At 64.8% G+C, this 22,642-nt stretch carries 24 protein-coding genes; 12 read left to right on the top strand and 12 right to left on the bottom strand.

Annotation, left to right across the window (positions count from 1 at the left end):
• Positions 1–71 precede the first annotated feature (71 nt).
• Positions 72–509 carry a DUF4399 domain-containing protein gene (locus NDK18_RS06760; protein WP_250625075.1) on the top strand — a complete coding sequence of 146 codons (438 nt, stop codon included), beginning with the start codon at positions 72–74 and terminating at the stop codon, positions 507–509.
• On the opposite strand, the gene NDK18_RS06755 is transcribed toward NDK18_RS06760, so the two are convergent.
• Both NDK18_RS06755 and NDK18_RS06750 read right to left on the bottom strand, forming a co-directional pair.
• On the bottom strand, positions 502–750 hold the full coding sequence (locus NDK18_RS06755) for a hypothetical protein (RefSeq protein WP_250625076.1): 249 nt from the start codon (positions 748–750) through the stop codon (positions 502–504). The genes NDK18_RS06760 and NDK18_RS06755 overlap by 8 nt on opposite strands.
• Positions 751–859: 109 nt before the next feature.
• Positions 860–1,267, bottom strand: coding sequence for a hypothetical protein (locus NDK18_RS06750; protein WP_250625077.1), 408 nt, complete (start codon positions 1,265–1,267; stop codon positions 860–862).
• A gap of 123 nt (positions 1,268–1,390) precedes the next feature.
• On the opposite strand from NDK18_RS06750, the gene NDK18_RS06745 reads away from it, so the two are divergent.
• Positions 1,391–1,747, top strand: coding sequence for a hypothetical protein (locus tag NDK18_RS06745; protein WP_250627374.1), 357 nt, complete (start codon positions 1,391–1,393; stop codon positions 1,745–1,747).
• A 4-nt stretch (positions 1,748–1,751) separates the two neighbouring features.
• Here NDK18_RS06745 and NDK18_RS06740 read toward each other — a convergent pair whose 3' ends face one another.
• The 3 genes from NDK18_RS06740 to NDK18_RS06730 are packed head-to-tail and all read right to left on the bottom strand — an operon-like array spanning position 1,752 to position 4,764.
• Complete coding sequence (locus NDK18_RS06740) at positions 1,752–2,444, bottom strand: TVP38/TMEM64 family protein (protein WP_250627373.1); 693 nt, start codon at positions 2,442–2,444, stop codon at positions 1,752–1,754.
• Positions 2,441–2,998 carry a nucleoside deaminase gene (locus NDK18_RS06735; RefSeq protein ID WP_250625080.1) on the bottom strand — a complete coding sequence of 186 codons (558 nt, stop codon included), beginning with the start codon at positions 2,996–2,998 and terminating at the stop codon, positions 2,441–2,443. Before NDK18_RS06735 ends, NDK18_RS06740 begins: the two co-directional genes overlap by 4 nt.
• Before the next feature lie 2 nt (positions 2,999–3,000).
• Entirely contained in the window at positions 3,001–4,764 is a 1,764-nt protein-coding gene (locus tag NDK18_RS06730; protein ID WP_250627372.1) for a glutamine--tRNA ligase/YqeY domain fusion protein, read from the bottom strand.
• A gap of 86 nt (positions 4,765–4,850) precedes the next feature.
• Between NDK18_RS06730 and NDK18_RS06725 the strand changes: the two genes are divergently transcribed.
• On the top strand, positions 4,851–5,123 hold the full coding sequence (locus tag NDK18_RS06725; protein ID WP_250625082.1) for a putative signal transducing protein: 273 nt from the start codon (positions 4,851–4,853) through the stop codon (positions 5,121–5,123).
• A 57-nt stretch (positions 5,124–5,180) separates the two neighbouring features.
• Complete coding sequence (locus tag NDK18_RS06720; RefSeq protein ID WP_250625083.1) at positions 5,181–5,699, top strand: adenine phosphoribosyltransferase; 519 nt, start codon at positions 5,181–5,183, stop codon at positions 5,697–5,699.
• Here NDK18_RS06720 and NDK18_RS06715 read toward each other — a convergent pair.
• The gene (locus NDK18_RS06715; protein ID WP_250625084.1) at positions 5,693–6,292 is read right to left on the bottom strand and encodes a hypothetical protein; all 600 of its coding nucleotides are present in this window, start codon (positions 6,290–6,292) and stop codon (positions 5,693–5,695) included. The two genes, NDK18_RS06720 and NDK18_RS06715, sit on opposite strands and share 7 nt — an antisense overlap.
• A 3-nt stretch (positions 6,293–6,295) precedes the next feature.
• A complete protein-coding gene (gene oxyR / locus NDK18_RS06710; RefSeq protein ID WP_250627371.1) occupies positions 6,296–7,213 on the bottom strand; it encodes a DNA-binding transcriptional regulator OxyR in 918 nt (305 codons plus the stop codon).
• Between the two features lie 117 nt (positions 7,214–7,330).
• Here oxyR and NDK18_RS06705 point away from each other — a divergent pair, with 117 nt between their 5' ends.
• Together NDK18_RS06705 and ahpD are read left to right on the top strand one after the other, a co-directional pair.
• Positions 7,331–7,870 (top strand): peroxiredoxin, encoded by a 540-nt coding sequence (locus tag NDK18_RS06705; RefSeq protein WP_250625086.1) that lies wholly within the window; start codon positions 7,331–7,333, stop codon positions 7,868–7,870.
• A gap of 126 nt (positions 7,871–7,996) precedes the next feature.
• Positions 7,997–8,536 (top strand): alkylhydroperoxidase, AhpD family, encoded by a 540-nt coding sequence (gene ahpD / locus NDK18_RS06700; RefSeq protein ID WP_250625087.1) that lies wholly within the window; start codon positions 7,997–7,999, stop codon positions 8,534–8,536.
• Positions 8,537–8,581: 45 nt separating this feature from the next.
• On the opposite strand, the gene NDK18_RS06695 is transcribed toward ahpD, so the two are convergent.
• The 3 genes from NDK18_RS06695 to NDK18_RS06685 form a co-directional block, all read right to left on the bottom strand.
• Positions 8,582–9,838 carry a polyhydroxyalkanoate depolymerase gene (locus NDK18_RS06695; RefSeq protein ID WP_250627370.1) on the bottom strand — a complete coding sequence of 419 codons (1,257 nt, stop codon included), beginning with the start codon at positions 9,836–9,838 and terminating at the stop codon, positions 8,582–8,584.
• Positions 9,839–9,908: 70 nt separating this feature from the next.
• Positions 9,909–10,649 carry a class I SAM-dependent methyltransferase gene (locus tag NDK18_RS06690; RefSeq protein ID WP_250625089.1) on the bottom strand — a complete coding sequence of 247 codons (741 nt, stop codon included), beginning with the start codon at positions 10,647–10,649 and terminating at the stop codon, positions 9,909–9,911.
• A 33-nt stretch (positions 10,650–10,682) separates the two neighbouring features.
• Positions 10,683–11,165, bottom strand: a complete 483-nt coding sequence (locus NDK18_RS06685) for an RDD family protein (RefSeq protein WP_250627369.1) — start codon at positions 11,163–11,165, stop codon at positions 10,683–10,685.
• A gap of 56 nt (positions 11,166–11,221) precedes the next feature.
• Between NDK18_RS06685 and xerD the strand changes: the two genes are divergently transcribed.
• The 6 genes from xerD (at position 11,222) to NDK18_RS06655 (ending at position 20,227) form a co-directional block, all read left to right on the top strand.
• On the top strand, positions 11,222–12,154 hold the full coding sequence (gene xerD / locus NDK18_RS06680; protein ID WP_250625091.1) for a site-specific tyrosine recombinase XerD: 933 nt from the start codon (positions 11,222–11,224) through the stop codon (positions 12,152–12,154).
• A gap of 123 nt (positions 12,155–12,277) precedes the next feature.
• Positions 12,278–13,054 (top strand): disulfide isomerase DsbC N-terminal domain-containing protein, encoded by a 777-nt coding sequence (locus tag NDK18_RS06675; RefSeq protein ID WP_250625092.1) that lies wholly within the window; start codon positions 12,278–12,280, stop codon positions 13,052–13,054.
• 91 nt (positions 13,055–13,145) lie between these two features.
• Positions 13,146–17,009, top strand: a complete 3,864-nt coding sequence (gene purL / locus NDK18_RS06670; RefSeq protein WP_250627368.1) for a phosphoribosylformylglycinamidine synthase — start codon at positions 13,146–13,148, stop codon at positions 17,007–17,009.
• Complete coding sequence (locus NDK18_RS06665; protein WP_250625094.1) at positions 16,987–17,949, top strand: glycosyltransferase family 2 protein; 963 nt, start codon at positions 16,987–16,989, stop codon at positions 17,947–17,949. Before purL ends, NDK18_RS06665 begins: the two co-directional genes overlap by 23 nt.
• A complete protein-coding gene (locus NDK18_RS06660; RefSeq protein ID WP_250627367.1) occupies positions 17,919–18,824 on the top strand; it encodes a DMT family transporter in 906 nt (301 codons plus the stop codon). Before NDK18_RS06665 ends, NDK18_RS06660 begins: the two co-directional genes overlap by 31 nt.
• A gap of 539 nt (positions 18,825–19,363) precedes the next feature.
• Complete coding sequence (locus NDK18_RS06655; RefSeq protein WP_250627366.1) at positions 19,364–20,227, top strand: hypothetical protein; 864 nt, start codon at positions 19,364–19,366, stop codon at positions 20,225–20,227.
• A gap of 7 nt (positions 20,228–20,234) precedes the next feature.
• On the opposite strand, the gene NDK18_RS06650 is transcribed toward NDK18_RS06655, so the two are convergent.
• Together NDK18_RS06650 and NDK18_RS06645 are read right to left on the bottom strand one after the other, a co-directional pair.
• Positions 20,235–20,438, bottom strand: coding sequence for a YbdD/YjiX family protein (locus NDK18_RS06650; protein WP_250625887.1), 204 nt, complete (start codon positions 20,436–20,438; stop codon positions 20,235–20,237).
• 4 nt (positions 20,439–20,442) lie between these two features.
• A complete protein-coding gene (locus NDK18_RS06645) occupies positions 20,443–22,524 on the bottom strand; it encodes a carbon starvation CstA family protein (protein ID WP_250625098.1) in 2,082 nt (693 codons plus the stop codon).
• Between the last annotated feature and the right edge of the window lie 118 nt (positions 22,525–22,642).

Genomic DNA, 22,642 nt, shown 5'->3' with positions numbered 1-22,642 from the left:
CAAGGTCGAACCCCGCAGGCGACGGCAGCGCGCGCCTATACTCGTCTTCCCCCTAAGAAGGAGACACACCGATGAAGCGACTGATCATGAGCCTTGCGCTTGCCTCGCTGGCCACGGCCACGGCCATGGCTGCCGACACCCCGGCGCTGCCGGTCACCAAGGCCCCGGCCGGCGCCGAGGTCTATATTGTTTCGCCCAAGGATGGCGCCACCGTCGGTCCCGAGGTCACCGTGGTCTTCGGCCTGAAGGGCATGGGCGTGGCTCCCGCTGGTGTCAAGAAGGAAGGGACCGGTCACCATCACCTGCTGGTGGATGTAGACACCCTGCCGTCCGCAGGCGCGCCCATCCCCAACGACGCCACCCATATCCACTTCGGCAAGGGCCAGACCGAAACCTCGCTGAAGCTGGCCCCGGGCAAGCACACCTTGCAGCTGGAACTGGGTGACGAAAACCATATTCCCTTCGACCCGGCGATCGTGTCGAAGAAAATTACCGTCACCGTTAAGTAAGCGGCGTCTCCAACGAAGCTGTCAGCATCGCCACCGCCATTTCCACTTCGAAGGGAGTGGCGCGTGGATGCATCATCACGCAGCGATGGTCCTCGCCGTTACTGACGCAGGAAATCGGCTTGAGCGGGCGACCGTCGCTGGAATCGAACGACGGCGGCATCGAATCAGTGAAGTCACACCACTGTGGTACCAGCGCGCCGTGGTCGGGGCCGCCGGCGATAATGCAGATCCATTTGCGCAAGTCGCTCGATCCTAAGTCAAATGCTTCACCCAGCCCGGTAACTTGACCAACGCTGGAAGGAATAATTCGCTGACGGTGAAGGAATGCCGGAAACGCACACCAGTTGTGGTCAGCCTGCAGCCTTGCCAAGGTTCTTGCTGATCACTTTCAGCTTTTTGCCCAGCTCTTCTACTTCATCGCGGCGCTGGGCCGTGCGGCGGTTCTCAGCTTCCCGCACCGTCATGTAAGCGCGGTTGGTGTCGCGGACCGCTGCGATCACGGCAGAGCAGGTTTCCTCGGCGGTCGATGCGCGCGTGTAGAAGCGCAGGCGATCGGCCAACAGCTCCAGCCGCATGCCCGGGCGTGCCTGCTCGACCTGGCGCGCGGATTCGAGGAAGTATTGATGCCATTCGCGGTCGGGCGCGCCGGAAAGCACGGCGCACGCCTGGGGAAGGTGATGAGGTTCGATCTGGGTGCTGTCGTCCACCGCTTCGAAGTGGTCGATGGTGTAGGTCTCGGGGCGCTTTCGATGGTCCACGTCAGGTTCCTTGCCTCGGCTAGGGGCATGGTCGCCGCTGCCGCGTGGTGATGGCGTGCAGCGTTCACCCGTCTTGCACGGCGGTCAGGACACGCTCTGCGACAATCCAAGGGGCTTAAGACCGTGACCTATCTCTCGCGCATGTTCTTTCGCCTGTATGCCCCTGCCACCTGCGTGGCCGCGTCGGGCGCAGCCCTGGCAAGCGTGGGCCGCAGCCTGGGTGCCGACGCCGCCGATGCCGCCGAATCGACTCTGACGCTCACTTCGGTGGCCGGTTATGCCTTGCTCTTGCTGGCCGCCGCCCTGGTGGGGCTGGCCAGCTTGCGGCTACTGCGCTGGAAATCAGGGGCGGTGGCAAGTTGTTTTGTCTGCGGCTGCCTGCTCCAGGCCGAACGCGAGAGTCGTCACGGCATCTCCAGGCGTTGCACCGGCTGCGGCAAGATCCATGCGCGCAGTGGCCTGATCCGCGCGATGCGCTAGGGCTTCATGGCCGGCCGCGTAGCCGGCCCACCAGCAGCGGAAGCAGGGCCAGCAGGGCCAACGCCCCCATCGGGATCAAGACGTGATGATTGAGCAGCAGGCTGGCGTCCAGCGGCTGGCCTTGTGCCATGGCCACGTCCAGCCCCGCGCCGATGGATGTTTCAAATACCGTGGTGACGGCACCACCCGCGGCCGTGGCGCCCAGGAACAGCCACAGCGGGCAGCGCAGCCAGGCCAAGGCCACGGTCATGCCGCCGAAGGGCAAGATGGGGACCAGGCGCAGGAACAAGGTGTAGCTCACCGGATGGCTGCCAAAGCCGTGGCGAAGCCGTTCCACCAGCACCGGTGGATGTTTGGAGCCTGCACCGAAGGCGTACCGGCTGGCCAGGAACAGCAATAGCGACCCCAGCACCAGGCCGATGGTGGAACAGATCGCGCCATCGACCAGGCCGAACATCAGCCCGCCGGCAAAGATGATCACCACGGTGCCGGGGATACCCGTGGACACCGCCAGCGTCAACAGGCCGATGAAGGTCAGTCGCGTGGATAGCGGGCTTGCCGCCACCATCGCATGCAGCATGTCCTGGTCGGCGACCAGGTTCGTGGGACTCAGGCGGTCAAAGGCGCCGGAGCAGAAAAGCACGATGCCGGTGGCGACCAGCAGGAGGAGGGGGAGCGCTGCGCGCCAGCGGCTCAATACGCCGGGCCTTCCTGCCCGTATGCAGCCAATACCTTTCGCGCGTCGTCGCGCAGGATATCCGTGCGTACCGCGATGCCTCGCCGTTCCAGTTCGCCCACCCAGTCGGCCGGAAGCGGGCCTTCGTCGAATTCGGTGAGCTCTTCCACATCCGTCGAGCGCGCGCCGATCAGGAGCTCGTCCACGCCCGCCCATACAGTGGCGCCGTAGCACTGGCAACACGGCTGCGCGCTGGTGGCCAATAGGTAGCGGCCGCCGCCTTCGTTCAGGCGGAAACGCTGCAGGCGTTGCTGTGCGCTCATGTACGCCATGATCTCCGCGTGGGCCACCGAACAGCTGTGCGGCACCACGCGATTGACGCCAGCCGCCACCACGCGCCCTTCACCGTCGAACACCACGGCGCCGAACGGTCCACCGGTACCGTGTGCCACGTTACCCGCCGACAGCGCGATGGCCAGGCCAACCTTGTCTTCGTCCGACGCGTACACGCGGCGCTCATCGACCGCGTCGTTGACCCACACGGGAAGTGTCAGGTGGATCTGCGCCAGCAACATGGTCACTTCCCGGCCTGCTTTGCCCAACTATCGCGCAGGGTAACCACGCGATTGAAGACGATCCGTGAGGGCGCGGCATGATCGTGGGAGTCGGGCACGAAATAACCCATGCGCTCGAATTGCACGCGCTGGTCCACGGCGATGGTGGCCGCGGCCGGCTCCACGTAGCCATGCACCACGCGCGCCGAGTCGGGGTTGATGTGGTCTTCGTAGGTTTTGCCGTCGCTGTCGTCGTCGGGGTCGGCCACGTTGAAGAGGCGGTCGTACAGGCGGATCTCGGCGGGCACGCCGTGGTGGGCGCTCACCCAATGGATGGTGCCCTTGACCTTGCGGTCGGCGCCGGGCATGCCGTGGCGGGTGTCCTTATCGAGCGAACAGCGAAGCTCCACGACGAGGCCTGCGGCATCCTTCACCACTTCATCGCAACGGATGATGCCCACGCCGCGCAGCCGCACTTCGCCCTCGGGCTTCAGGCGATGGAAACCCTTCGGCGGCACTTCTTCAAAATCCTCCCGTTCGATCCACACGCTGGCGGTGAAAGGCACCTGGCGCGTGCCGAAGGATTCATCCTTCGGGTGATTGGGGAAGGTGAGGGTTTCGACGTGGGAGGCATCGAGATTGGTGAGCGTGACCTTCAGCGGATCGACCACGCCCATGCGCCGTTCGGCGCGGGAGTCCAAGTCTTCGCGGACGCAGCCTTCCAGTACGCCAAGGTCGATCACGCTGTTCTGCTTGCTCACGCCGATGCGTTCCCAGAACAGGCGCAGCGCTGCGGCGGTAAAGCCGCGGCGGCGGACGCCGGCGATGGTGGGCATGCGCGGGTCGTCCCAGCCGTCGACGAGGTTTCCCTGCACGAGGTTCAGCAGCTTGCGCTTGCTCATCACCGTGTAGTTGATGTTGCCCCGCGAAAATTCGATCTGCCTGGGCTTGCTGGGAACGGTAGGGATGCCTGCCTCGACCAGGTGCTGCCATAGCGTCGGATGGTTGACCAGGTCGACCTTGTCCACGCACCAGTCGTACAGCGGGCGGTGGTCTTCGAATTCCAGCGTGCACAGCGAATGGGTGATGCCTTCCAGCGCGTCCGACAAGCTATGCGCGAAGTCGTACATCGGGTAGATCGGCCAGGCGTCGCCGGTATTCTGGTGGGCCACCTTGCGAATGCGATAAAGCGCCGGATCGCGCAGGTTGATGTTTCCGGCGGACATGTCGATCTTCGCCCGCAGTGTTTTCGCGCCATCGGCGAATTCGCCCGCGCGCATGCGGCGGAAGAGGGCAAGGTTTTCTTCCACGCCGCGGTCGCGGAAAGGCGAGTTGCGGCCAGCCTCGGTGAGCGTGCCGCGAAACTTGCGCATTTCTTCGGGCGAGAGGTCGTCCACGTAGGCGTCGCCCTGCTCGATCAATTTCTCGGCGGCGAGGTAGAACACGCCGAAGTAATCGGAGGCGTGGCGAAGCTCGGACCAGTCGAAGCCGAGCCAGTGCACGTCGTGCTTGATGGCATCGACGAAGGCCGGGTCTTCCTTGGCAGGGTTGGTGTCGTCCAGGCGCAGGTTGCACGCGCCGCCAAATTCCTGGGCCAGGCCGAAGTTCAGGCAGATCGCCTTGGCGTGGCCGATGTGCAGGAAGCCGTTGGGCTCGGGGGGAAAGCGGGTGTGGATGGACGCGTGTTTGCCCGAGGCCAGGTCCTCGCGAACGATCTGCCGGATGAAGTCACGGATTTCGCCCGTGGCGTCGTCGGTGGGGCCGGTGGGCAGGTGGTCGGTGGACATCGGTTCGTGTTCCAGGAGGGCCTAAGACAAGCCTTCGATTCTACCCGGTCTTGCGCCGCATGGCCGCCGCGCGCTAGCGTGCTGCCATGTACATCGTCTACCGGGCCGTGAATATCTTCGACGCGCATCTGGTCAAGGATGCGCTCGAACGCGCGGAGATCCCGGCCTTCGTCTCCGGTGAGCTCCTTACCGGCGGCATCGGGCAGCTGCCGGTATGCGATTTACTGAACGTGATGGTGCCCGAGCCTTGCGCTGCCGCGGCCGAATCGATCGTCCGCGCCGTGGACGCCGACCTTGCCGAGGCTCGCGCGATTGCCAGTAGCGGCGACCTCGATTTCCCGGGACTGCTTCCCGCCTGAGTGTCACCGTCCTCGGTTATCGTGGGCGGGCCTTTCCCCCCACGATGAAGCCTTGCGATGGATGAGATCGAAGCGCTGGTCCGGCACGTGCCGGACTTCCCCCGCCCTGGTGTCGGATTCAAGGACATCACCCCGTTGCTGGCCAGCCCCGACGGCTTTGCCCGCTGCCTGGATCTGTTGTGCCAGCCCTGGCGCGGCGCCGGTGTGGAGGTGGTCTGTGGCATCGAATCGCGCGGGTTCATCTTCGGCGCGGCGATGGCGGCGCGGCTGGGTGCGGGGTTCGTGCCCCTGCGCAAGGCGGGCAAACTGCCGCCGCTTACGGTGGGCGTGGATTACGTGCTCGAGTACGGCATGGATCGCCTGGAGGCGCGTATCGACGCCCTGCGCCCGGGGCAGCGCGCGATCATCGTCGACGACGTATTGGCCACCGGCGGCACTCTGGAAGCCGGCCGCCGCCTGGTGGAGCACTTAGGTGCCACGGTGGTAGGCGGCAGTGTGGTGATCGAGCTGACCACGCTCAACGGGCGGTCCCGCTGGTTGGGCGAGACCCCGCTGCACCGGCTTCTTGCCTACTGAACCGAGATCGATTCGACGTAGATGATCTCGCAGGCCCCCGCGCCTGAGTCGGTGCGGGTGAGCGAGGTATGCCACCAGCGGCCATCGCGGCGGTTGATGTCCACCAGGAAGCCTTCTACGTGTACGACCTGTCCAGGACGGACCCGCGCCAGCGCGCGCTTCACCCCGTCGTCGGCGGGGATCATGTGCATGTTCGCGCTCGACGCGACGATTTCTCCCTCGGGAATCGGGAATTGCTCGACATGCCAGTAGTAGAACCGGCCTGATTGCGAGATTTCGATGCTCTTTAGCACCGATGTATCGGACATCCGCCCCCAGCCCATGGCAAGGTCCGTAGGCACGATGGGGGCCAGGTCGTCGAATTCGTAGTCCTCGCGTGCCAGCACGCGGGCCGTCATCGAGAAATGGGCCCGTGTGGTGAGCACGACATCGCCCCGCACGAGCCGAGTGCCCTGGTCCGCGTCGAGGTCGACCTGCACCGGTACATCGGGTGCCAGCACGCCTGGTCCCGGCCGGGCCGGTCGCTGGTGCCACCAGTGGATCGCCCCGAAGACGACCACGATGGCCAGCAGGATCAGTACCAGGCGCCGCAAGGGTCAGACCGCGATGTCGTGATCGTCGAAGAGGTCGGCCGGCAGGCCGCGGATAACATCCGCCACGCCCTGCAGGAACGCTCCGGCCGCCGAGCTCTTGCGCCAGACCATGGCTATCCGGCGGCTCGGTGCGGGCTCTGCGAAGCGCAGCAGGCGCACTTGCCCGGTCTGCGCCACCGGCGGCTTCACCGACAGCGCCGGCAGCAGGGTGATGCCGACGTTGGCGGCGACCATCTGGCGCAGGGTTTCTAAGCTGGTGGCGCGGAAGCCTGTCTTTTCCGTAGCGCCGGCCATGTGGCAAACCTCCAGTGCCTGGTCTCGCATGCAGTGTCCGTCTTCGAGCAGCAGCAGGCTCTGGTCGGCAAGATCGTCCATGGTGAGCTTGCGCGATTGTGTGAGCGCATGCTTCTCGGGCACGGCCAGCACGAAGGATTCCTCGAAGAGGAATTCCGTATGCAGGCTGTCGTCGTGCAGGGGCAGGGCGAGGATGCCGGCATCGAGCGAGCCTTCGCGCAACATGTGCAGGATCTGGTCGGATTTTTCTTCGCGCAGCAGCAATTCCAGGCGCGGGTAACGCTCGCGTACCAGGGGCACGATGTGCGGTAGCAGGTAGGGCCCGAGCGTGGGAAATATGCCCAGCCGCAGGCTGCCTGATTCAGGGTCGCGGGTGCGCTGGGCGATGGACTTGATCTGGTCGACTTCGGCCAGGATGCCCCGTGCGCGACGGGCAATCTCCGCGCCGACCTCGGTCAGCAACACGTTGCGCGGGGCACGTTCCACCAGTGAAACACCCAGTTCGTCTTCCAGCTTCTTGATCTGGGTACTCAAGGTGGGTTGGCTGACGAAACTGGCGTCTGCCGCGCGGCCGAAATGCCGGTGCTCGGCGAGGGCGACAAGATATTGCAGATCTCGAATATTCATAGCCTGAGTCTATCATAACTATGCGAACAATTGATTTGCTGTATGTGAAGCCTCCGGTTATAGTTCTCGTCTGCCTTCGCTTCCCATCGTTCCCCCAACCCTCACGGAGTGCCACCCATGCTTAGCATCGGCGACAAGTTTCCCAAGTTCGACCTGACGGCCACGGTTTCCATCGAGAGCCTCGACAAGGCCTTTGCCCAGATCAACAACGACACCTACAAGGGCAAGTGGACGCTGGTGTTCTTCTACCCGAAGGACTTCACCTTTGTCTGCCCGACCGAGATCAAGGGCTTTGGCGACCTGAACAGCCAGTTCGCCGACCGTGATTGCCAGGTGCTGGCCGCCAGCACGGATTCGGAGTTCGTCCACCTTGCCTGGCGCAAGGACCACAAGGACCTGCGCGACCTGCCGTTCCCCATGCTCGCCGACATCAAGAAGGACCTCACCTCGGCGCTGGGCATCCTGTCCGAGGAAGGCGTTGCCCAGCGCGCGTCGTTCCTGGTGGATCCGGAAGGCATCATCCGCTTCGTCTACGTCACCGATGGCTCGGTGGGCCGCAACCCGGCCGAAGTGCTGCGCGTGCTGGACGCACTGCAGACCGACGAGCTGTGCCCCTGCAACTGGAGCCAGGGCGAAGAGACGCTCAAGGTGGCCTGATGTAACCGTCATGGGTCGCGCGCAATAGCTCCCTCCCCCGCGCGACGCGACCCACCCGAAGGGCGGCAAGGTAATCGCTTTGCCGCCCTTTTTTTGCCCAGAATTTACTTATTTCGAGGAAATGCCATGAGCCTTGCCGACCTCCGGGGCAGCCTGCCCGAGTATGCGAAAGACCTGCGCCTGAACCTGGATTCGGTACTTACCGAAGGCGGTGCGCCGGGCCTCACCCAGAAGCAGATCGCCGTGATCGCGTTGGCCTCGGCCATCGCTTCGCGCTACGAGCCGCTCACCGAAGCCGTGGCCGAAGAAGCGGCCAAGCATGCCAACGCCGAAGAGCTCAATGGTGCGCGTGCCGCCGCCGCGATCATGGGCATGAACAATGTTTACTACCGCTTCCTGCACCTGGTGGGCGACGAGGAATATTCCACGTTGCGCGCGGGCCTGCGGATGAACGTGATGGCCAACCCCGGTGGCGACAAGATCGACTTTGAACTGGCATCGCTGGCGGTGTCGGCGATCAACGGCTGCGGCAAGTGCCTTGAATCGCACGAGAAGACCCTGCGCAAGCATGGCCTGTCGGCGCAGCCGATCCAGAGCGCCGTGCGCATCGCCTCGGTGGTGCACGCGGTGGCGGTAGCGCTGGAGCAGGCGAAGGCCGCGGGTTGATTCACTCCCAAAGAAAAGGCCCGCATGGCGCGGGCCTTGTTCTTTTCACCGTGCGCGGGCCGTGTCCGCCTTGGCGATGAATTTCTTCACGTCGGGATAAACCACTTCGCGCCAGCGTCGGCCGCTGAAGATGCCGAAGTGCCCGGCGCCCTTCACCGTGATGTGTTTTTTGTCTTTCTTGGCGATGCCGGTGCACAGGCCGTGCGCGGCCTTGGTCTGGCCCTGGCCGGAAATGTCGTCCAGTTCGCCTTCGATGGTGAGCAGCTTCGTGCCGCCGATGGCCGAAGGCATCACGCGTTCGCCGGCGACATCCCAAGTGCCGCGGGGCAGCCGGTGTTCCTGGAACACCACCTTGATGGTATCGAGGTAGTACTCGGCCGGCATGTCGAGCACGGCGTTGTATTCGTCGTAGAACTTGCGGTGCGCGTCGGCGTCGTCGAGGTCGCCACGACGCAGGTTTTCGTAGAAGTCCCAGTGCGACATCAAGTGCCGGCTTGGATTCATCGCGATGAACCCGGCGTGCTGCAGGAAGCCCGGATACACCTTGCGGCCCGCGCCTGGGTATTGCCAGGGCACTTCGTGGATCACCTGGTTGCGGAACCACGACAGCGGCCGCGTGGTGGCCAAGTCGTCGACGCGGGTCGGGCTTTCACGCGTATCGATCGGGCCGCCCATCAGGGTGAGCGACAACGGCGTATCTTCGCCGCGCGCAGCCATCAGCGACACCGCGGCCAGCACCGGCACCGTGGGCTGGCATACCGACACCACATGCAGGCGGCGCGCGCCGATGTGCCGGATGAACTCTTCGATGTAGTCGACATAGTCGTCGAGGCTGAAGGCGCCGTCTTCCAACGGCACCATGCGCGCGTCCACCCAGTCGGTGACGTACACCTTGTGGTTCTGCAGCAGCGTCTGTACCGTGTCGCGCAGCAACGTGGCGTGGTGCCCGGAGAGCGGCGCCACCACCAGCACGACGGGGTCGTCCTTGAGCGCGTCGATGACATCGGGCTTGTCGCTGAAGCGCTTGAAGCGAAGGAGCTTGCAGAACGGCAGTGCCAATGCATCCTGCTGCACGATGGCCACTTCCTGGCCATGCGCATGCACGCTATGGATGTTGAACTCGGGCTTTTCGTAATCCTTGCCCAGGCGATACATCAGCTCGCACCCGGCCGCCGCGCGCTGCGCGCCAGGCAGCAACGACAACGCGCTGCCGGCATCGCCGAACATGCGCGCACTCGCTTCCGCCCAGTAATTGAGCGGACTCAACATCGTGCGTTGCCATTCGTGCAGGAGGTAGAGCATCGACGGATTCACGGCCCGTGGGGGTGGCGCATTCTAGCCACAAATGCAGGCCACTGCCCGTAACTGCCGTTCACGCGGAAGTTTTTTTGCAGACCAGGAGAATTTCATCAACGCCCGTGGTATCGATCAACCCGGGTTTTAAGTCGAGCTTGCCGGCAAAACGCAGGCTTAGCGGCATGAATACGCGGTTGTACCACCACATGGCCCGGTCTCGCTGGTGGGTGAGATAGTGCTGTCCCCAGGCCAGCAGGCGCGGCGATGACGGCTGCATGCCGTAGACGGCGCTGCGTTCGACGGTGAAGCCATGGGTGGCAAGCTTGGCCACGATGGCGTCCGGTTCATAGCGCCGGCAATGGCCGACGAACTCATCGAAGGCGTTCCAGGCCGCTTCGTGCAGCGGAACCGATAGCAACAGGTAGCCGCCGGAAGCGGTGACCCGGGCAATTTCCGCGAAGGCCGCGTCGTCGTCCAGCACGTGTTCGACGATATCGAAGGCACAGGTGAAGTCGAACGAGGCATCGGCGAACGGCATGGCGCCGACAAGACCGTGCGCGGTACGCGCCCCATGCTTTTGCAGCTGGGCGAGCGCCGAGTGGCTTAAATCCAGGAATTGCGTGCCGTCCAGCGGCAGGCGCGGCCGCAGGCCCGGTGCCACCTCCAGGCGGCGTGAGCCATGGGCGACAAGCTCCTGCACCAGCGGCCAGGTATTGAAACGCTCCGGAGGCACGAGTTTCGAATCGCGCCACAGCGGTTCGTAGAACTCGCTGTTGCTGCGGATCAGATCCGCTTCGCTCGTCGCGTGGACTGTCATGCCCCCCAGTGTGGGACCGGATCGGATGTGCGTCTACCCGAGCCGGACAAGCCAAGTCCCGGCGGCAAGATCGTGCAGGGCGCGCCGCCGCTGGTCGAAGAAGGCGGGAATCAGCCATATCGCCCAGCCCACCACCGGCGCCCATAGCGCCCAGCGCATCGTGCCCACCCAGAAGATCGCCAGGCCGAACAGGGGCAGGGCGCCCACCGCCAGGCGCAGCAGTGCGCGAGCCAGCGTGACGGGCTGGCCGTCGAGGGTGGTCACGCGAATGCGCCAGGGCCGCATGCCCAAGGTCTGGCCGCCGCGGGTCCACGACACCAGGAAATACGCCGCCACCACCAGCCCCTGCAGCGGCTGATACCACCAGGCGATGCGCGCGCCGTCGGTCACATGCCCGGCGGTGGCCAGTTGGCACAGCAGGCCCACCACCATCACGATCGCCGTCACCGCCAGCGCGTCGTAGACGATGGCGCCGACGCGGCGCGCGAGGGAGGGAGGCAAGGGTTGGGTGGTCAAGGGCAATCCGGATGTGGGGCTTGCCGGGCGGTGTGCGAGGCCACAGCATGCAGGGCATGAAGCAGCCAATCGCCGGCGACGAGCGGGTCGCCATTATCGCCCACGACGATGCGCAGGCAATCGCAGCCTTCGTCGAGCGCGTCTGGTCAGAAGACGGCCTGGCCGACCGCACGCTTGAGGCCTACCGGCAAGACCTGGAAGGCCTTGCCCGCTGGCTCGCCACGCGTGGACGCAACCTGGCCGCCGCCAGCCGCGAGGATCTGTCCTCCTATCACGCAGCGCAGCCGGTATCGGTACGCAGCATGGCGCGCAGGCAGTCTTCCTTCCGCCGTTTCTACGCGCACCTGGCACGCAACGAACCCTCGCGCGAAAACCCCACGTTGCTGATGCAGCGCCCCAAGACCCCGCGCGGCCTGCCCAAGGCCCTTGCCGAGCGTGAAGTGGAGGCCCTGCTGGCCGCGCCCGACGCCGGAACACCGCTGGGGCAACGCGACCGCGCGATGCTTGAGCTGATGTACGCCTCGGGCCTGCGCGTGTCGGAACTGGTGGAACTGTCGCTGGGCAACTACAACCCCAGGCAGGGCGTTTTGCGCGTCACTGGCAAAGGTGGCAAAGATCGCCTGGTGCCGGTGGGACAGGTGGCTCTGGAACATATCGACCGCTACCTGTCGACGGTGCGGCCGCTGCACCTGAAGCCCGGCTCGCGGCCCGATCCGCTGTTCCTGTCGGTGCGCGGGCAGGGCATGACGCGGCAGATGTTCTGGACCATCGTCAAGCGCCATGCGCAATCGGTCGGCATCCTGGCCCGGCGCGTCTCGCCCCACGTGCTGCGGCATTCGTTCGCCACGCATTTGCTCAACCACGGCGCAGACCTGCGCGCGCTGCAGATGTTGCTGGGCCATAGCGCGCTCAGCACCACGCAGATCTACACCCTGGTTGCCCGCGAGGGCCTCAAACGCCTTCACGCTGCGCATCACCCGCGCGGCTGATTGTCACCGAGGGTGTGCGACAATGGTATGTGCTTGGGCCGTGCAGGACGCACGCTGCGCAGGTTCGCGAGGGGTGTCGGCCTCCCGGTTGCGCGGGAAGCCCCGGAAAGTCGGAGTTGTTCGATGTTGAAGAAAACGCTGTTCACCCTCGCCGCCAGCCTGTGCCTGGCAGCAACGGCGTCCGCTGCCGATGGCAACGAGAAAGCCGTCCGCGACGCCGTGCAGTCACTCGGCCGCGATATCCATATCGACAGCGTGGAACCTGCGCCGATGCCGGGCTTCTACCAGGTGATGGCTTCCGGTCGCCTGGTTTATGTCAGCGCAGATGGCAAATACATGATGAACGGCGATGTCATCGACATCGGCGGCAAGCAGAACCTCACTGAAACCGCCTGGGCACGCACGCGCCGCGCGGAACTGGCGAAGGTGGACGACAGCCACAAGCTGGTGTTCGCCCCGGCCAAGCCGAAGTACACCGTCACCGTGTTCACCGATGTCGACTGCGCGTATTGCCGCGAACTGCACAAGCACATCGATGAATTCAACAAGCAGGGCATTGCCGTGCAGTACCTGTTCTGGCCGCGCACGGGTGTCAAGACCACCGCCGGCAACGACACGCCTTCGTACACCCGCGCCGTGTCCGTATGGTGCGCCGCCGATCGCAAGGCCACCTTCAATGCCGCGATGAAGGGCTCGGATGTGGGCAAGGCCAGCTGCACCAACCCCGTGGCCGACGATTTCGCCCTCGGTGAGCGGCTGGGAGTCTCCGGCACCCCCACCATCATGTTCGAAGACGGCACCACCATCCCCAGCTATGTCACGCCCGACCAACTGCTGGCGGCGCTGCGCCAGCGCGAGGCGGGAAAGACGCTGGAACTGGGCCAGGCCGACAGCGAGTGACGTCCCCGGGCGCCGGGTGCGGCATCCCCACCCGGTGTTGCCTTGCAGCATGCTGTAGAATGGCGGTTTTCCCTCTGTCCTTCCCGCTCGCATGATCGCTCTCGACGGGCAAAGCGCCCTTTCGCCGTTTCGCCTGGAACGCCTGAACGCCCGCCTGGACGCCCTGCATCACGGCACCCGCGTCCAGGCCGCCTGGCACGTGTATTTCGTCGACGCTGCCGTCGCACCAGCTGGTGAGATGCGCGCCCGGCTGCTGCAGGTGCTCGAGGCGAAGGACACCACGCCGGAACCCGCCACCTTCTGGGTGGTGCCGCGGCTGGGTACCATCTCGCCGTGGTCCAGCAAGGCCACCGACATCCTCCATGGCGCCGGATTCGACATCCGGCGGGTGGAACGTGGCCTGGGGTGGCTGATCGCCGGCATGCCCGACGCTGGCCGCCCCGACCACGCCCTGGTCATGGCAGCGCTCCACGACGCCATGACCCAATCGGTGCTGCCCTCGATCGATCAGGCCCACAGTCTGTTCCTGGCCGGCTCACCCGGTCCGCTCGGGCGCGTGGAGCTCGGGTCGGATCCGAAAGCCGCGCTGGCCGAGGCCAACCGCAGCCTGGGCCTGGCCCTGGCCGACGACGAGATCGACTACCTGGTGGCCAATTACGCGGAGCTCGGCCGTGCACCGACCGACGCGGAGCTCATGATGTTCGCCCAGGCGAACTCCGAACATTGCCGCCACAAGGTCTTCAACGCCTCGTGGACGGTGGACGGCGAGCCGCAGGAAAAATCCCTGTTCGCCATGATCCGCAACACGCATGCGCACTCGCCCGCGCATACCTTGTCCGCCTACAGCGACAACGCGGCCGTAATTGCCGGCAATAACGGCTTCCGGCTGATCGCCGATCCGAAGGACAACGTCTGGCGTCGTCATGAAGAATCGATGCCCTACGCCATCAAGGTGGAGACGCATAACCATCCCACCGCGATCGCACCGTGGCCGGGCGCGGCCACCGGTGCCGGTGGCGAGATTCGCGACGAGGGTGCCACTGGCCGCGGTGGCAAGCCGAAGGCCGGCCTCACCGGTTTCTCCGTCTCGCATCTGCGCATCCCCGGCCTGCCGCGTCCGTGGGAAGTCGACCGCCCGCTGCCGCCACGCATGGCAACGGCCTTCGAGATCATGCGCGACGGTCCGCTGGGCGCTGCCGCCTTCAACAACGAATTCGGCCGGCCAGCGCTCGGCGGCTATTTCCGCACCTTCGAAATCGAAGGCAGCATGCCCGGTTTCCGGCGAGGCTACGACAAGCCGATCATGATCGCCGGCGGCCTGGCCACGCTGCGCCCGGGGCTGGTGCAAAAGCATGAGTTGCAACCAGGCAACAAGGTGATCGTGCTCGGCGGCCCCGCCATGCTGATCGGCCTGGGCGGTGGTGCGGCCTCGTCGGTGGCATCGGGAAGTTCCAGCGCGGAACTGGATTTCGCTTCCGTGCAGCGCGACAACGCCGAGATGGAGCGGCGCTGCCAGCAGGTGATCGACCAGTGCTGTGCGCTGGACGATGCCAACCCTATCGTGAGCATCCACGACGTAGGCGCCGGTGGCCTGTCAAACGCCATTCCCGAGTTGCTCAACGACTCAAGCGTCGGTGGTGTCATCGACCTTGCCACCATCCCCTGCGACGACCCGCAACTCTCGCCGATGCAGGTGTGGAGCAACGAGTCGCAGGAACGCTATGTCCTTGCCATCGAGCCGAAAGACGTCGAGGCCTTCCTCGCCATGTGCGCGCGCGAGCGCTGCCCGGTGGCGGTGGTAGGCGATGCCACGGCCGAGCGCCGCCTGCTGCTGCGCGATTCGCGCGACGGTACGGTGGCCATCGACCTGCCGATGGAAGTGCTGTTCGGCAAGCCGCCGCGCATGCACCGCGACGCCACGCGCAAGAAGCCACGCATCGACCTGGTGCCCGACCTCTCGGGCGTCGGCATGGACGAAGCCCTGCGCCGCGTGCTGCGGCTTCCTACCGTCGGCAGCAAGAACTTCCTGATCACTATCGGCGACCGCACCGTGGGTGGCCTCAATACCCGCGATCCGATGGTCGGCCCCTGGCAGGTGCCTGTCGCCGACTGCGCCGTCACGCTTTCCGACTTCGACGGCTACACCGGCGAAGCCATGGCCATGGCCGAACGCGCCCCGGTGGCCCTGCTCAACAGCGCCGATGCCGCGCGCCTTGCCGTGGGCGAGGCGATCACCAACCTGGCTGCCGCGCCGATCGACGATCTTGCCCAGGTGCGCCTGTCGGCGAACTGGATGGCCGCGGTGAACCATGCCGGCGACGATGCCGCCTTGTTCGATGCGGTCAAGGCCGTGGGCATGGAGCTTTGCCCGTCACTGGACATCGCCATTCCGGTCGGCAAGGACTCCCTGTCGATGCAGACGGAGTGGACCGAAGACGGCGTTCTCCAGCGCACGGTATCGCCGGTATCGCTGGTCATCACCGGCTTTGCCCGTGTCAGCGATGCACGCCGCGTGCTCACGCCGCAGCTGCGCATGGACCGGGGCGACACCGAACTGTGGTTGATCGACCTTGGCGCCGGTCGCGATCGCCTGGGCGCCTCGGCGCTGAGCCAGGTGTTCAACCGTATGGGCGGCGTGCCGCCCGACCTCGACGATGCCGCCAAGCTTCGTGCGTTCTTCGAATTCATCCAGGAAGCCAACCGTGGCGGCCTGCTGCTGGCCTACCACGACCGTTCCGACGGCGGCGCCATCGTTACCCTGCTGGAGATGGCCTTTGCCGGCCGCTGCGGCCTGGAAATCCGCCTGGACGGTTGGGCCGAAGCCACCTTGCGCGCCCTCTTCAACGAAGAGCTCGGTGCGGTGGTGCAGGTCGCCTCGGCCAACCGCGAAGCCTTCGAAGCGCTGCTGGTGAAGCACGGCCTGGCGGCGATCAGCCATCCGATCGGCCGGCCGAAAGAGAAACTCGGCATCAAGCTGTACCTGGGTGGCGATGCGCTGTTCAAGTGGAACTGGACCGAGCTCTTCTCGCTGTGGAATGAAACCAGCTACGCCATGCAGCGCTTGCGCGACAACCCGCAATGCGCCGATTCGGAAAGCGAGTGGCGCCGCGACGATGCCGATCCTGGCATCTCGCCCAAGCTCACCTTCGATCCGGCGCAGGACACGTCCTCGGCCTACCTGAAGCTGGGCAAGCGTCCGCGCGTGGCGATCTTGCGCGAGCAGGGCGTGAACGGCCAGGTGGAGATGGCCGCAGCGTTCGATCGTGCCGGCTTCGAGGCGGTGGACGTGCACATGTCCGACCTCGCTTCCGGCCGTGTGACCCTGGATGGCTTCCGCGGCATGGCCGCCTGCGGAGGGTTCTCCTACGGCGACGTGCTGGGCGCCGGCCGCGGCTGGGCCACGTCGATCTTGTACAACAATATGCTGCGCGACCAGTTCGAGGCCTTCTTTGCGAATGCTGCGAATTTCTCCCTGGGCGTGTGCAATGGCTGCCAGATGATGTCCCACCTGAAGGACATCATTCCCGGCGCCCAGCACTGGCCGTTCTTCCTGCGAAATGCATCCGAGCAGTACGAAGCGCGCCTGGCTACGCTCGAGGTGCTCGAGTCGGACAGCATCTTCTTCAAGGGCATGGCCGGCTCCAGGATCCCGGTGGCGGTGGCCCATGGCGAAGGCCGCGTGTACTTCCCCAACGTCTGCAGCCCCAGCAAAAGCCATGGTGCGGTGCGTTTCGTGGATAATCGCGGGCGACCGACCGAAACCTACCCGCTGAACCCGAATGGGTCCCCGGGAGGTTTGGCAGGCTTTACCGCAGCCGACGGTCGAGTCACCATTCTGATGCCGCATCCGGAACGGGTGTTCCGCAGCGTGCAGATGAGCTGGCACCCCGAAAAATGGGGCGAAGATTCCCCGTGGATGAGAATGTTCCGAAATGCACGGACCTGGGTGGATTGATTACGACGCGCCGCCGGCGAAGGGTGAATTCGGCGACTGGCGCACTGAAAAACCCACCACTTTCAAGCGCTCGCATTCGAATCGGACGATTCCCACGTGCAGCGTGGTGGTGGTGTCGGCCGACAGCGGGCAGTCGCTGCGCGAATGTGTGCGCCGCGTTCTGGCCAGCAACCTGCAGGTCGAACTGATCCTGATCGACAACGGCTCGGATGATGGCCAGCCTGAAGCGGTGGAACGGGCCTTCCAGAACGAAGAACGCCTGCGCGTGGTCTACAACCGCGCCAACCTTGGCTTTGGCCCCGCCGCCAATCGCGGGGCGGCAATGACCCGTGGCCGCTTCATTGCCATCGTCAATCCCGATTGCCTGCTCGAGCCCGACGACCTGCCCCGCATGGTCGACATCGCCACCAACGACCCCGACACCGGGGTGGTAGGCGCCGTGGTCTGCGACCTGGAGGGCCGGCCCGATCCTGCCTCGCGACGCCGCGATCCCACCGTGGCCCGCGTGATCAATACCATGCTTGGGCGGAAGGGGCTGGGGGTGGCCGTGCCCGGTCCCATGCCCGACAAACCTGCGCCGGAAGAAGCCGTATCCGGTGCCTTGATGTTGTTCCCGCGCGCCGTGTACCAGCGCGTGTCGGGTTTCGACGAAGGTTATTTCCTCCACTTTGAAGACCTCGATCTCTGCCGCCGCCTGCGCGATGTCGGCTACCGGGTGATCCTGGCCGGCGACCTGCGCGTGCAGCACGGCAAGGGCGGCTCCAGCCGCCACCGGCCGGTGTTCGTCAGCCGCTTCAAGCACCGCGGTATGTGGCGCTGGTTCCGCCAGCACGATGCGCTTTCACGCAGCCCGGTCATATCCGGTTTCGTCTGGCTGGCGATCTGGGCGCATTTCCTGCTGATGGCGCCGTGGCTGTGGCTGCGCCGCCGGCGCCGGTGAGCGACAAGCCCGCAGGCACGCTGGCGCCGACGCTGGGGCTGCTGCTGGTTACCGCCGTTTGGGGCACCACCTTCGCACTGATCAAGGGCGTGGTCGGACGCATGAGCGTTCCCGACTTCCTTGCCGTGCGCTTTGTCATTGCCGCCGTGGTGATGGTGGTGATGTTCGCCCGTCCTGTGATGCGCATGGATCGCGGGCAGCTGTGGCGTGCGTTGGCGCTAGGCGTGCTCTATGGCGTGGCTCAGCTGCTGCAGACCTGGGGCCTGGCCAGGATAAGTCCGAGCGTCAGCGGCTTCGCCACCGGGATGTACGTGGTGTTCACCCCGTTATTGGGCTGGGTGTTGCTCAAAGAGCGCACGCCACCGGCGACGTGGATCGCCGTGGCCGTGGCGACGGTTGGCCTGGGCCTGCTGGCGCTGCACGGCTTCGAGCTCGACGTCGGGGTGTTGCTGACGCTTGCCTCAGCGGCCCTCTACGGACTGCACATCCTCGGGCTCGGACGCTGGTCGCGAAAGGGCGAAGCCTTCGGCATGGCCGCCGTGCAGATGGTGGCGATCGCCGTGGTATGCCTGCTGGCCACGTTGCCGCATGGTCCTTCGATGCCGCCCGATGCGTCGGCCTGGGTGTCGGTGCTGTACATGGCGCTGGCCGCCGGCGCCCTGGCCATGCTGGTGCAGACCTGGGCGCAAGCACACATGAGTTCCACGCGCGCGGCGATCGTGATGACGCTCGAGCCGGTGTTCGCCGCGGGCTTCGCCATCTTGTTAGGCGTGGACGCACTCGGCTGGCGCACCGTGGTGGGTGGCGGCCTGATGCTCGGCGCGATGTACATCGTGGAGCTGGGACCGAAGCGCAATACGCATCAGGTGCTTTAAAAAAGCAGGCGAATGAACGCGCCGGTATCGCCACCCTTTGTCCAGGGCTAACCGCTTCCTACACAGTCGGCCCAGGACGCTTCATGCCAGCCGGTCGCGTTCATTCACCACCATGACTCGCAGCCGGGCCCATTTCACTGGAAGAATAGGGTGGCGGGCGAGCCAGGGTAGAAAACCGCGTACTCAACGGCCGGGCTTGCGCCCGCCTGGTCGCCCACCCGAAGGCGGTAAAACCACAGGTTTCCCGCAGGGTTGCTGCGGGGCCTGAAGCACGCGGGTTTCTACACCCAGTTGCCGATGTCCTGGCAACCCGCACATGATCACGGCTTCACCTACATGGTTCCATACGGATTTTCTCAAAGTTTCGTAAGGCGACCTATCGAACGATGCTCAATCCCGTGCTTGCGAGATGGCTGCCGCACCGTGGCGGGATGGAGCGGACCCGGTGACTCGTCAATGGTTGATTTGATACAGCGCGGCCGGCCGGCTGCTGCTACTAGTCGTGTCTGCCGCTGCCCCCTTTTGCAAAGGAACATCAGATGCCCATCGGCAACACCACAGCCCATCAAGCGCGAGCTAGTATTTTCCAGAACGCGATGAATGTCGGTCGACATCCGGGGCCTGACGCGCGGTCATGTCGGGGACTCCTTGGTGTTTCCAATTCTCCGCTCCATCGGGATTCCGATACTCGTGTTCCGGAGCGCAGGGAAATTTACCAGGCACTGAGCATTCCGATGAACCCAGACGATAGGGGCGAGCAAGGTAGCCGCGTCGCTACCGGTAGCATCGGAGCCGCGATGAAGCGACACCCTTGGGCCACGACCATTGTGGCCACCACGGCTGTCTTTGCCATGGTCGGCTTCGTTGCCAGGCAAGCGTCCGATAGTTCGCAGTCAGCGGCGCCATGGCTCGACAGCCTGCCGCAGCCGCAGTCCTTGAATATGCCCGGAAATGTTTCTTCCACCAACAGTCCAACCGTCGTTGGCGTTTGCGAGCAGGCCATCGGAAAGTTCCCGCGAACGAATGGCGCGCAAGTGAATGACCTGTCGATAACGCAACTGCGATCAATCAAAAGTGACGCCGAAAGCATCCTGGGCTTGGCGCGAAGCATGGTGCGGGACAGCGCAGTGGGGTTTGGAGAACTGGGGCGGGCGGCTCGATGTTCGGGGGTGAGCTTGAGAGAACAAAAAGTCGAAGCAATGATTGCTGAACTTCGAGCGAAGAAATCGCATTTGGAACAGCTGCGCGGAGAACTTTCCATTGATATGGCGGAAAGGATTCTTGCCTTGCGGATGCGGACCGCCGAGATTGATCGAAAGCTTTCTGTTTTGACGCAGATAAGCCAGCGTCTTTTCGACGCCACCGTGGCCATAAATCGCAGGATGTTGGAAATTGCAGGTTGACCTTCGTCTAGCAGCAACGCCCACCCGTGCCCTTGTACCGCGCCTCCTGCCTTTCCCTGAAAAACTCCCCATATGAAGGAATTACCTTCTCCGGATGGTGTTCCTTCAAATGCGCCACGTATACGTCGTAGTCGGGCACGCCGCAGCAGAGGCGGGCGGTTTGCACCGCCCACCTCCACGTCGACTGCAGGTGTTCCCTCGCGGTGGTCATCACGTCACCTCGTCGCCGCCGGTACCGACGCCAGCGCCACGTAGGGCTCTTCGTGGGTGGTGGGGTGGTTGTTCTTCCATGCCAGCATGATGGCGCGGATGCCGAACAGGGTCATCGTCACCACCAGCAGCATGAAGATGGCGGTGAGCACCATGTCCACGCGGTTGTTGGTGATGATCTGCTGCATGGCCGCGACCGTCTTGGCCGGCGCCAGCATGTTGCCAGCGGCCAGTGCATCGGCGTACTTCTGCGCCGCGGCGGTAAAGCTGATCGGCCCAATCAGTTTCTGGTAACCGGCGGTGAGGGTGCACACGATCAGCCATATCGCGGGGATGCCCGGCACCAGTACATAGCGCTCGCGCTTCAGTTTCACCGTCACCACCGTTGCCAGCAGCAGCGCGATCGCCGCCAGCATCTGGTTGGCGATGCCGAAGAGTGGCCACAAGGTGTTGATGCCGCCCAGCGGATCCACCGCACCCTGGTAGAGGAAATACCCCCACAGGCCCACGCATATCGCCGTGGCGAGCAGGTTGCCCGTCCACGATTCGGTTTTTTTGAGTTCCGGATGCACCAGGCCCGCGATCTCCTGGATCATGAAGCGGCCCACACGCGTGCCGGCATCGACCGTAGTCAGGATGAACAAGGCTTCGAACAGGATCGCGTAGTGATACCAGAAGGCCAGCATGCCTTCGCCGGGGATCACGTTGTGCAGCAGCTGCGCCATGCCCACGGCCAGCGTGGGTGCGCCGCCGGCGCGGCCAAGCACGGTACCTTCGCCGATGTCCTTGGCGATCTGGGTCAGTTCATCCGGGCGCACCACGAAGCCCCATTGGCTGATGGTGGTCGCGGCCTGCTCGACCGTCGTGCCCACCAGCGCCGCGGGTGAGTTCATCGCGAAGTACACGCCCGGGTGCAGCGACGCCGCGGCAATCAACGCCATGATGGCCACGAAGGCCTCCATCAGCATGCCGCCGTAACCCACCATGCGCGCCTCACCCTCATTCGACAGCAGCTTCGGCGTGGTGCCCGAGGCAATGATCGAGTGCCAGCCCGACACCGCGCCACAGGCGATGGTGATGAAGAGGAACGGGAAGAGGTTGCCCTGGAACACGGGGCCCGTGCCATCGATGAACTTGGTCACCGCCGGCATCTGCAGGGTGGGTGCGGCCAGGAAGATCGCCAGCGCCAGCAGCGCGATCGTGCCGATCTTCAGGAAGGTGGAAAGGTAATCGCGCGGCGCCAGCAGTAGCCACACCGGCAGCACCGAAGCACAGAAGCCGTAGGCGATCAGCAGCCACGCAAGGCCCCTGGCGTCGAAGTCGAACACCGGGCCCCAGGTCGGCGAGCCGGCTACGAAGGCGCCCGCCCAGATGGAGGTAAGCAGAAGCACCAGGCCGATGATGGACACTTCCAGGATGCGTCCGGGCCGGATGTAACGGAGGTAAATGCCCATCAACAGGGCAATGGGGATGGTCGCCGCCACCGTGAACGTACCCCAGGGGCTGTGCGTGAGTGCCTTGACCACCACCAGCGCCAGCACCGCCAGCACGATCATCATCAGCACCAGCACCCCGACCATGGCCACCACACCAGCTACCGGGCCCAGTTCCTCGCGCAGCATGTGGCCGAGCGAGCGGCCGTCGCGACGCAGTGAAAGCCCCAGGATCATGAAGTCCTGCACCGCGCCGGCGAAGATCACGCCCACCAGTATCCAGAGTACGCCCGGCAGGTAACCCATCTGGGCGGCGAGCACCGGACCCACCAGGGGTCCTGCGCCGGCGATGGCGGCGAAGTGGTGGCCGAAGACCACCCATTTGTCCGTGGGCACGTAGTCCAGGCCGTCATTGCGAAGCACCGCGGGCGTGGCGCGCGAGGGATCAAGCTGCAATACCTTCGTTGCGATCATCCGGCTGTAGAAGCGGTAGCCGATCATGAACACCGCGATGGACGCAGCCACCACCCAGATCGCGTTGATCGGTTCGCCGCGGCGCAGGGCGACGACGCCCAGGCACCAGGCACCGACAATGGAAATCGCAGCCCAAAGGATCTTTCCTGCCGGACTGCTCTTTTCGGTTGCAATGTTCATGGACCACTCCCCGTGAGACTGGGACAAGGGTCGCCCTGCGCACCCGGGGGGTCAATGCTTAAGCGGGTTCCCGGGCATTAGCCATTGGTCGAATGCGCCAGGGTTTGATCGGCCTGAA

The sequence above is a fragment of the Pinirhizobacter soli genome (assembly GCF_015905305.1).
In the GTDB taxonomy this organism is placed as follows: Bacteria; Pseudomonadota; Gammaproteobacteria; order Xanthomonadales; family Rhodanobacteraceae; genus Pinirhizobacter; species Pinirhizobacter soli.
The sequence above is the reverse complement of the archived record's forward strand: the minus strand, read 5'-3'. Positions and strand labels throughout refer to the sequence as shown.

Excerpts from the sequence above, each read along its gene's own strand:
- NDK18_RS06730 (WP_250627372.1), bottom strand. The coding sequence starts at position 4,764 with ATGTCCACCGACCACCTGCCCACCGGCCCCACCGACGACGCCACGGGC.
- NDK18_RS06665 (WP_250625094.1), top strand. The coding sequence starts at position 16,987 with ATGCACGGACCTGGGTGGATTGATTACGACGCGCCGCCGGCGAAGGGT.
- NDK18_RS06690 (WP_250625089.1), bottom strand. The coding sequence starts at position 10,649 with ATGACAGTCCACGCGACGAGCGAAGCGGATCTGATCCGCAGCAACAGC.
- NDK18_RS06735 (WP_250625080.1), bottom strand. The coding sequence starts at position 2,998 with ATGTTGCTGGCGCAGATCCACCTGACACTTCCCGTGTGGGTCAACGAC.
- ahpD (WP_250625087.1), top strand. The coding sequence starts at position 7,997 with ATGAGCCTTGCCGACCTCCGGGGCAGCCTGCCCGAGTATGCGAAAGAC.
- NDK18_RS06760 (WP_250625075.1), top strand. The coding sequence starts at position 72 with ATGAAGCGACTGATCATGAGCCTTGCGCTTGCCTCGCTGGCCACGGCC.
- purL (WP_250627368.1), top strand. The coding sequence starts at position 13,146 with ATGATCGCTCTCGACGGGCAAAGCGCCCTTTCGCCGTTTCGCCTGGAA.
- NDK18_RS06645 (WP_250625098.1), bottom strand. The coding sequence starts at position 22,524 with ATGAACATTGCAACCGAAAAGAGCAGTCCGGCAGGAAAGATCCTTTGG.
- xerD (WP_250625091.1), top strand. The coding sequence starts at position 11,222 with ATGAAGCAGCCAATCGCCGGCGACGAGCGGGTCGCCATTATCGCCCAC.
- NDK18_RS06720 (WP_250625083.1), top strand. The coding sequence starts at position 5,181 with ATGGATGAGATCGAAGCGCTGGTCCGGCACGTGCCGGACTTCCCCCGC.
- NDK18_RS06655 (WP_250627366.1), top strand. The coding sequence starts at position 19,364 with ATGCCCATCGGCAACACCACAGCCCATCAAGCGCGAGCTAGTATTTTC.
- NDK18_RS06675 (WP_250625092.1), top strand. The coding sequence starts at position 12,278 with ATGTTGAAGAAAACGCTGTTCACCCTCGCCGCCAGCCTGTGCCTGGCA.
- NDK18_RS06725 (WP_250625082.1), top strand. The coding sequence starts at position 4,851 with ATGTACATCGTCTACCGGGCCGTGAATATCTTCGACGCGCATCTGGTC.
- NDK18_RS06695 (WP_250627370.1), bottom strand. The coding sequence starts at position 9,838 with ATGCTCTACCTCCTGCACGAATGGCAACGCACGATGTTGAGTCCGCTC.
- oxyR (WP_250627371.1), bottom strand. The coding sequence starts at position 7,213 with ATGAATATTCGAGATCTGCAATATCTTGTCGCCCTCGCCGAGCACCGG.
- NDK18_RS06705 (WP_250625086.1), top strand. The coding sequence starts at position 7,331 with ATGCTTAGCATCGGCGACAAGTTTCCCAAGTTCGACCTGACGGCCACG.
- NDK18_RS06650 (WP_250625887.1), bottom strand. The coding sequence starts at position 20,438 with ATGACCACCGCGAGGGAACACCTGCAGTCGACGTGGAGGTGGGCGGTG.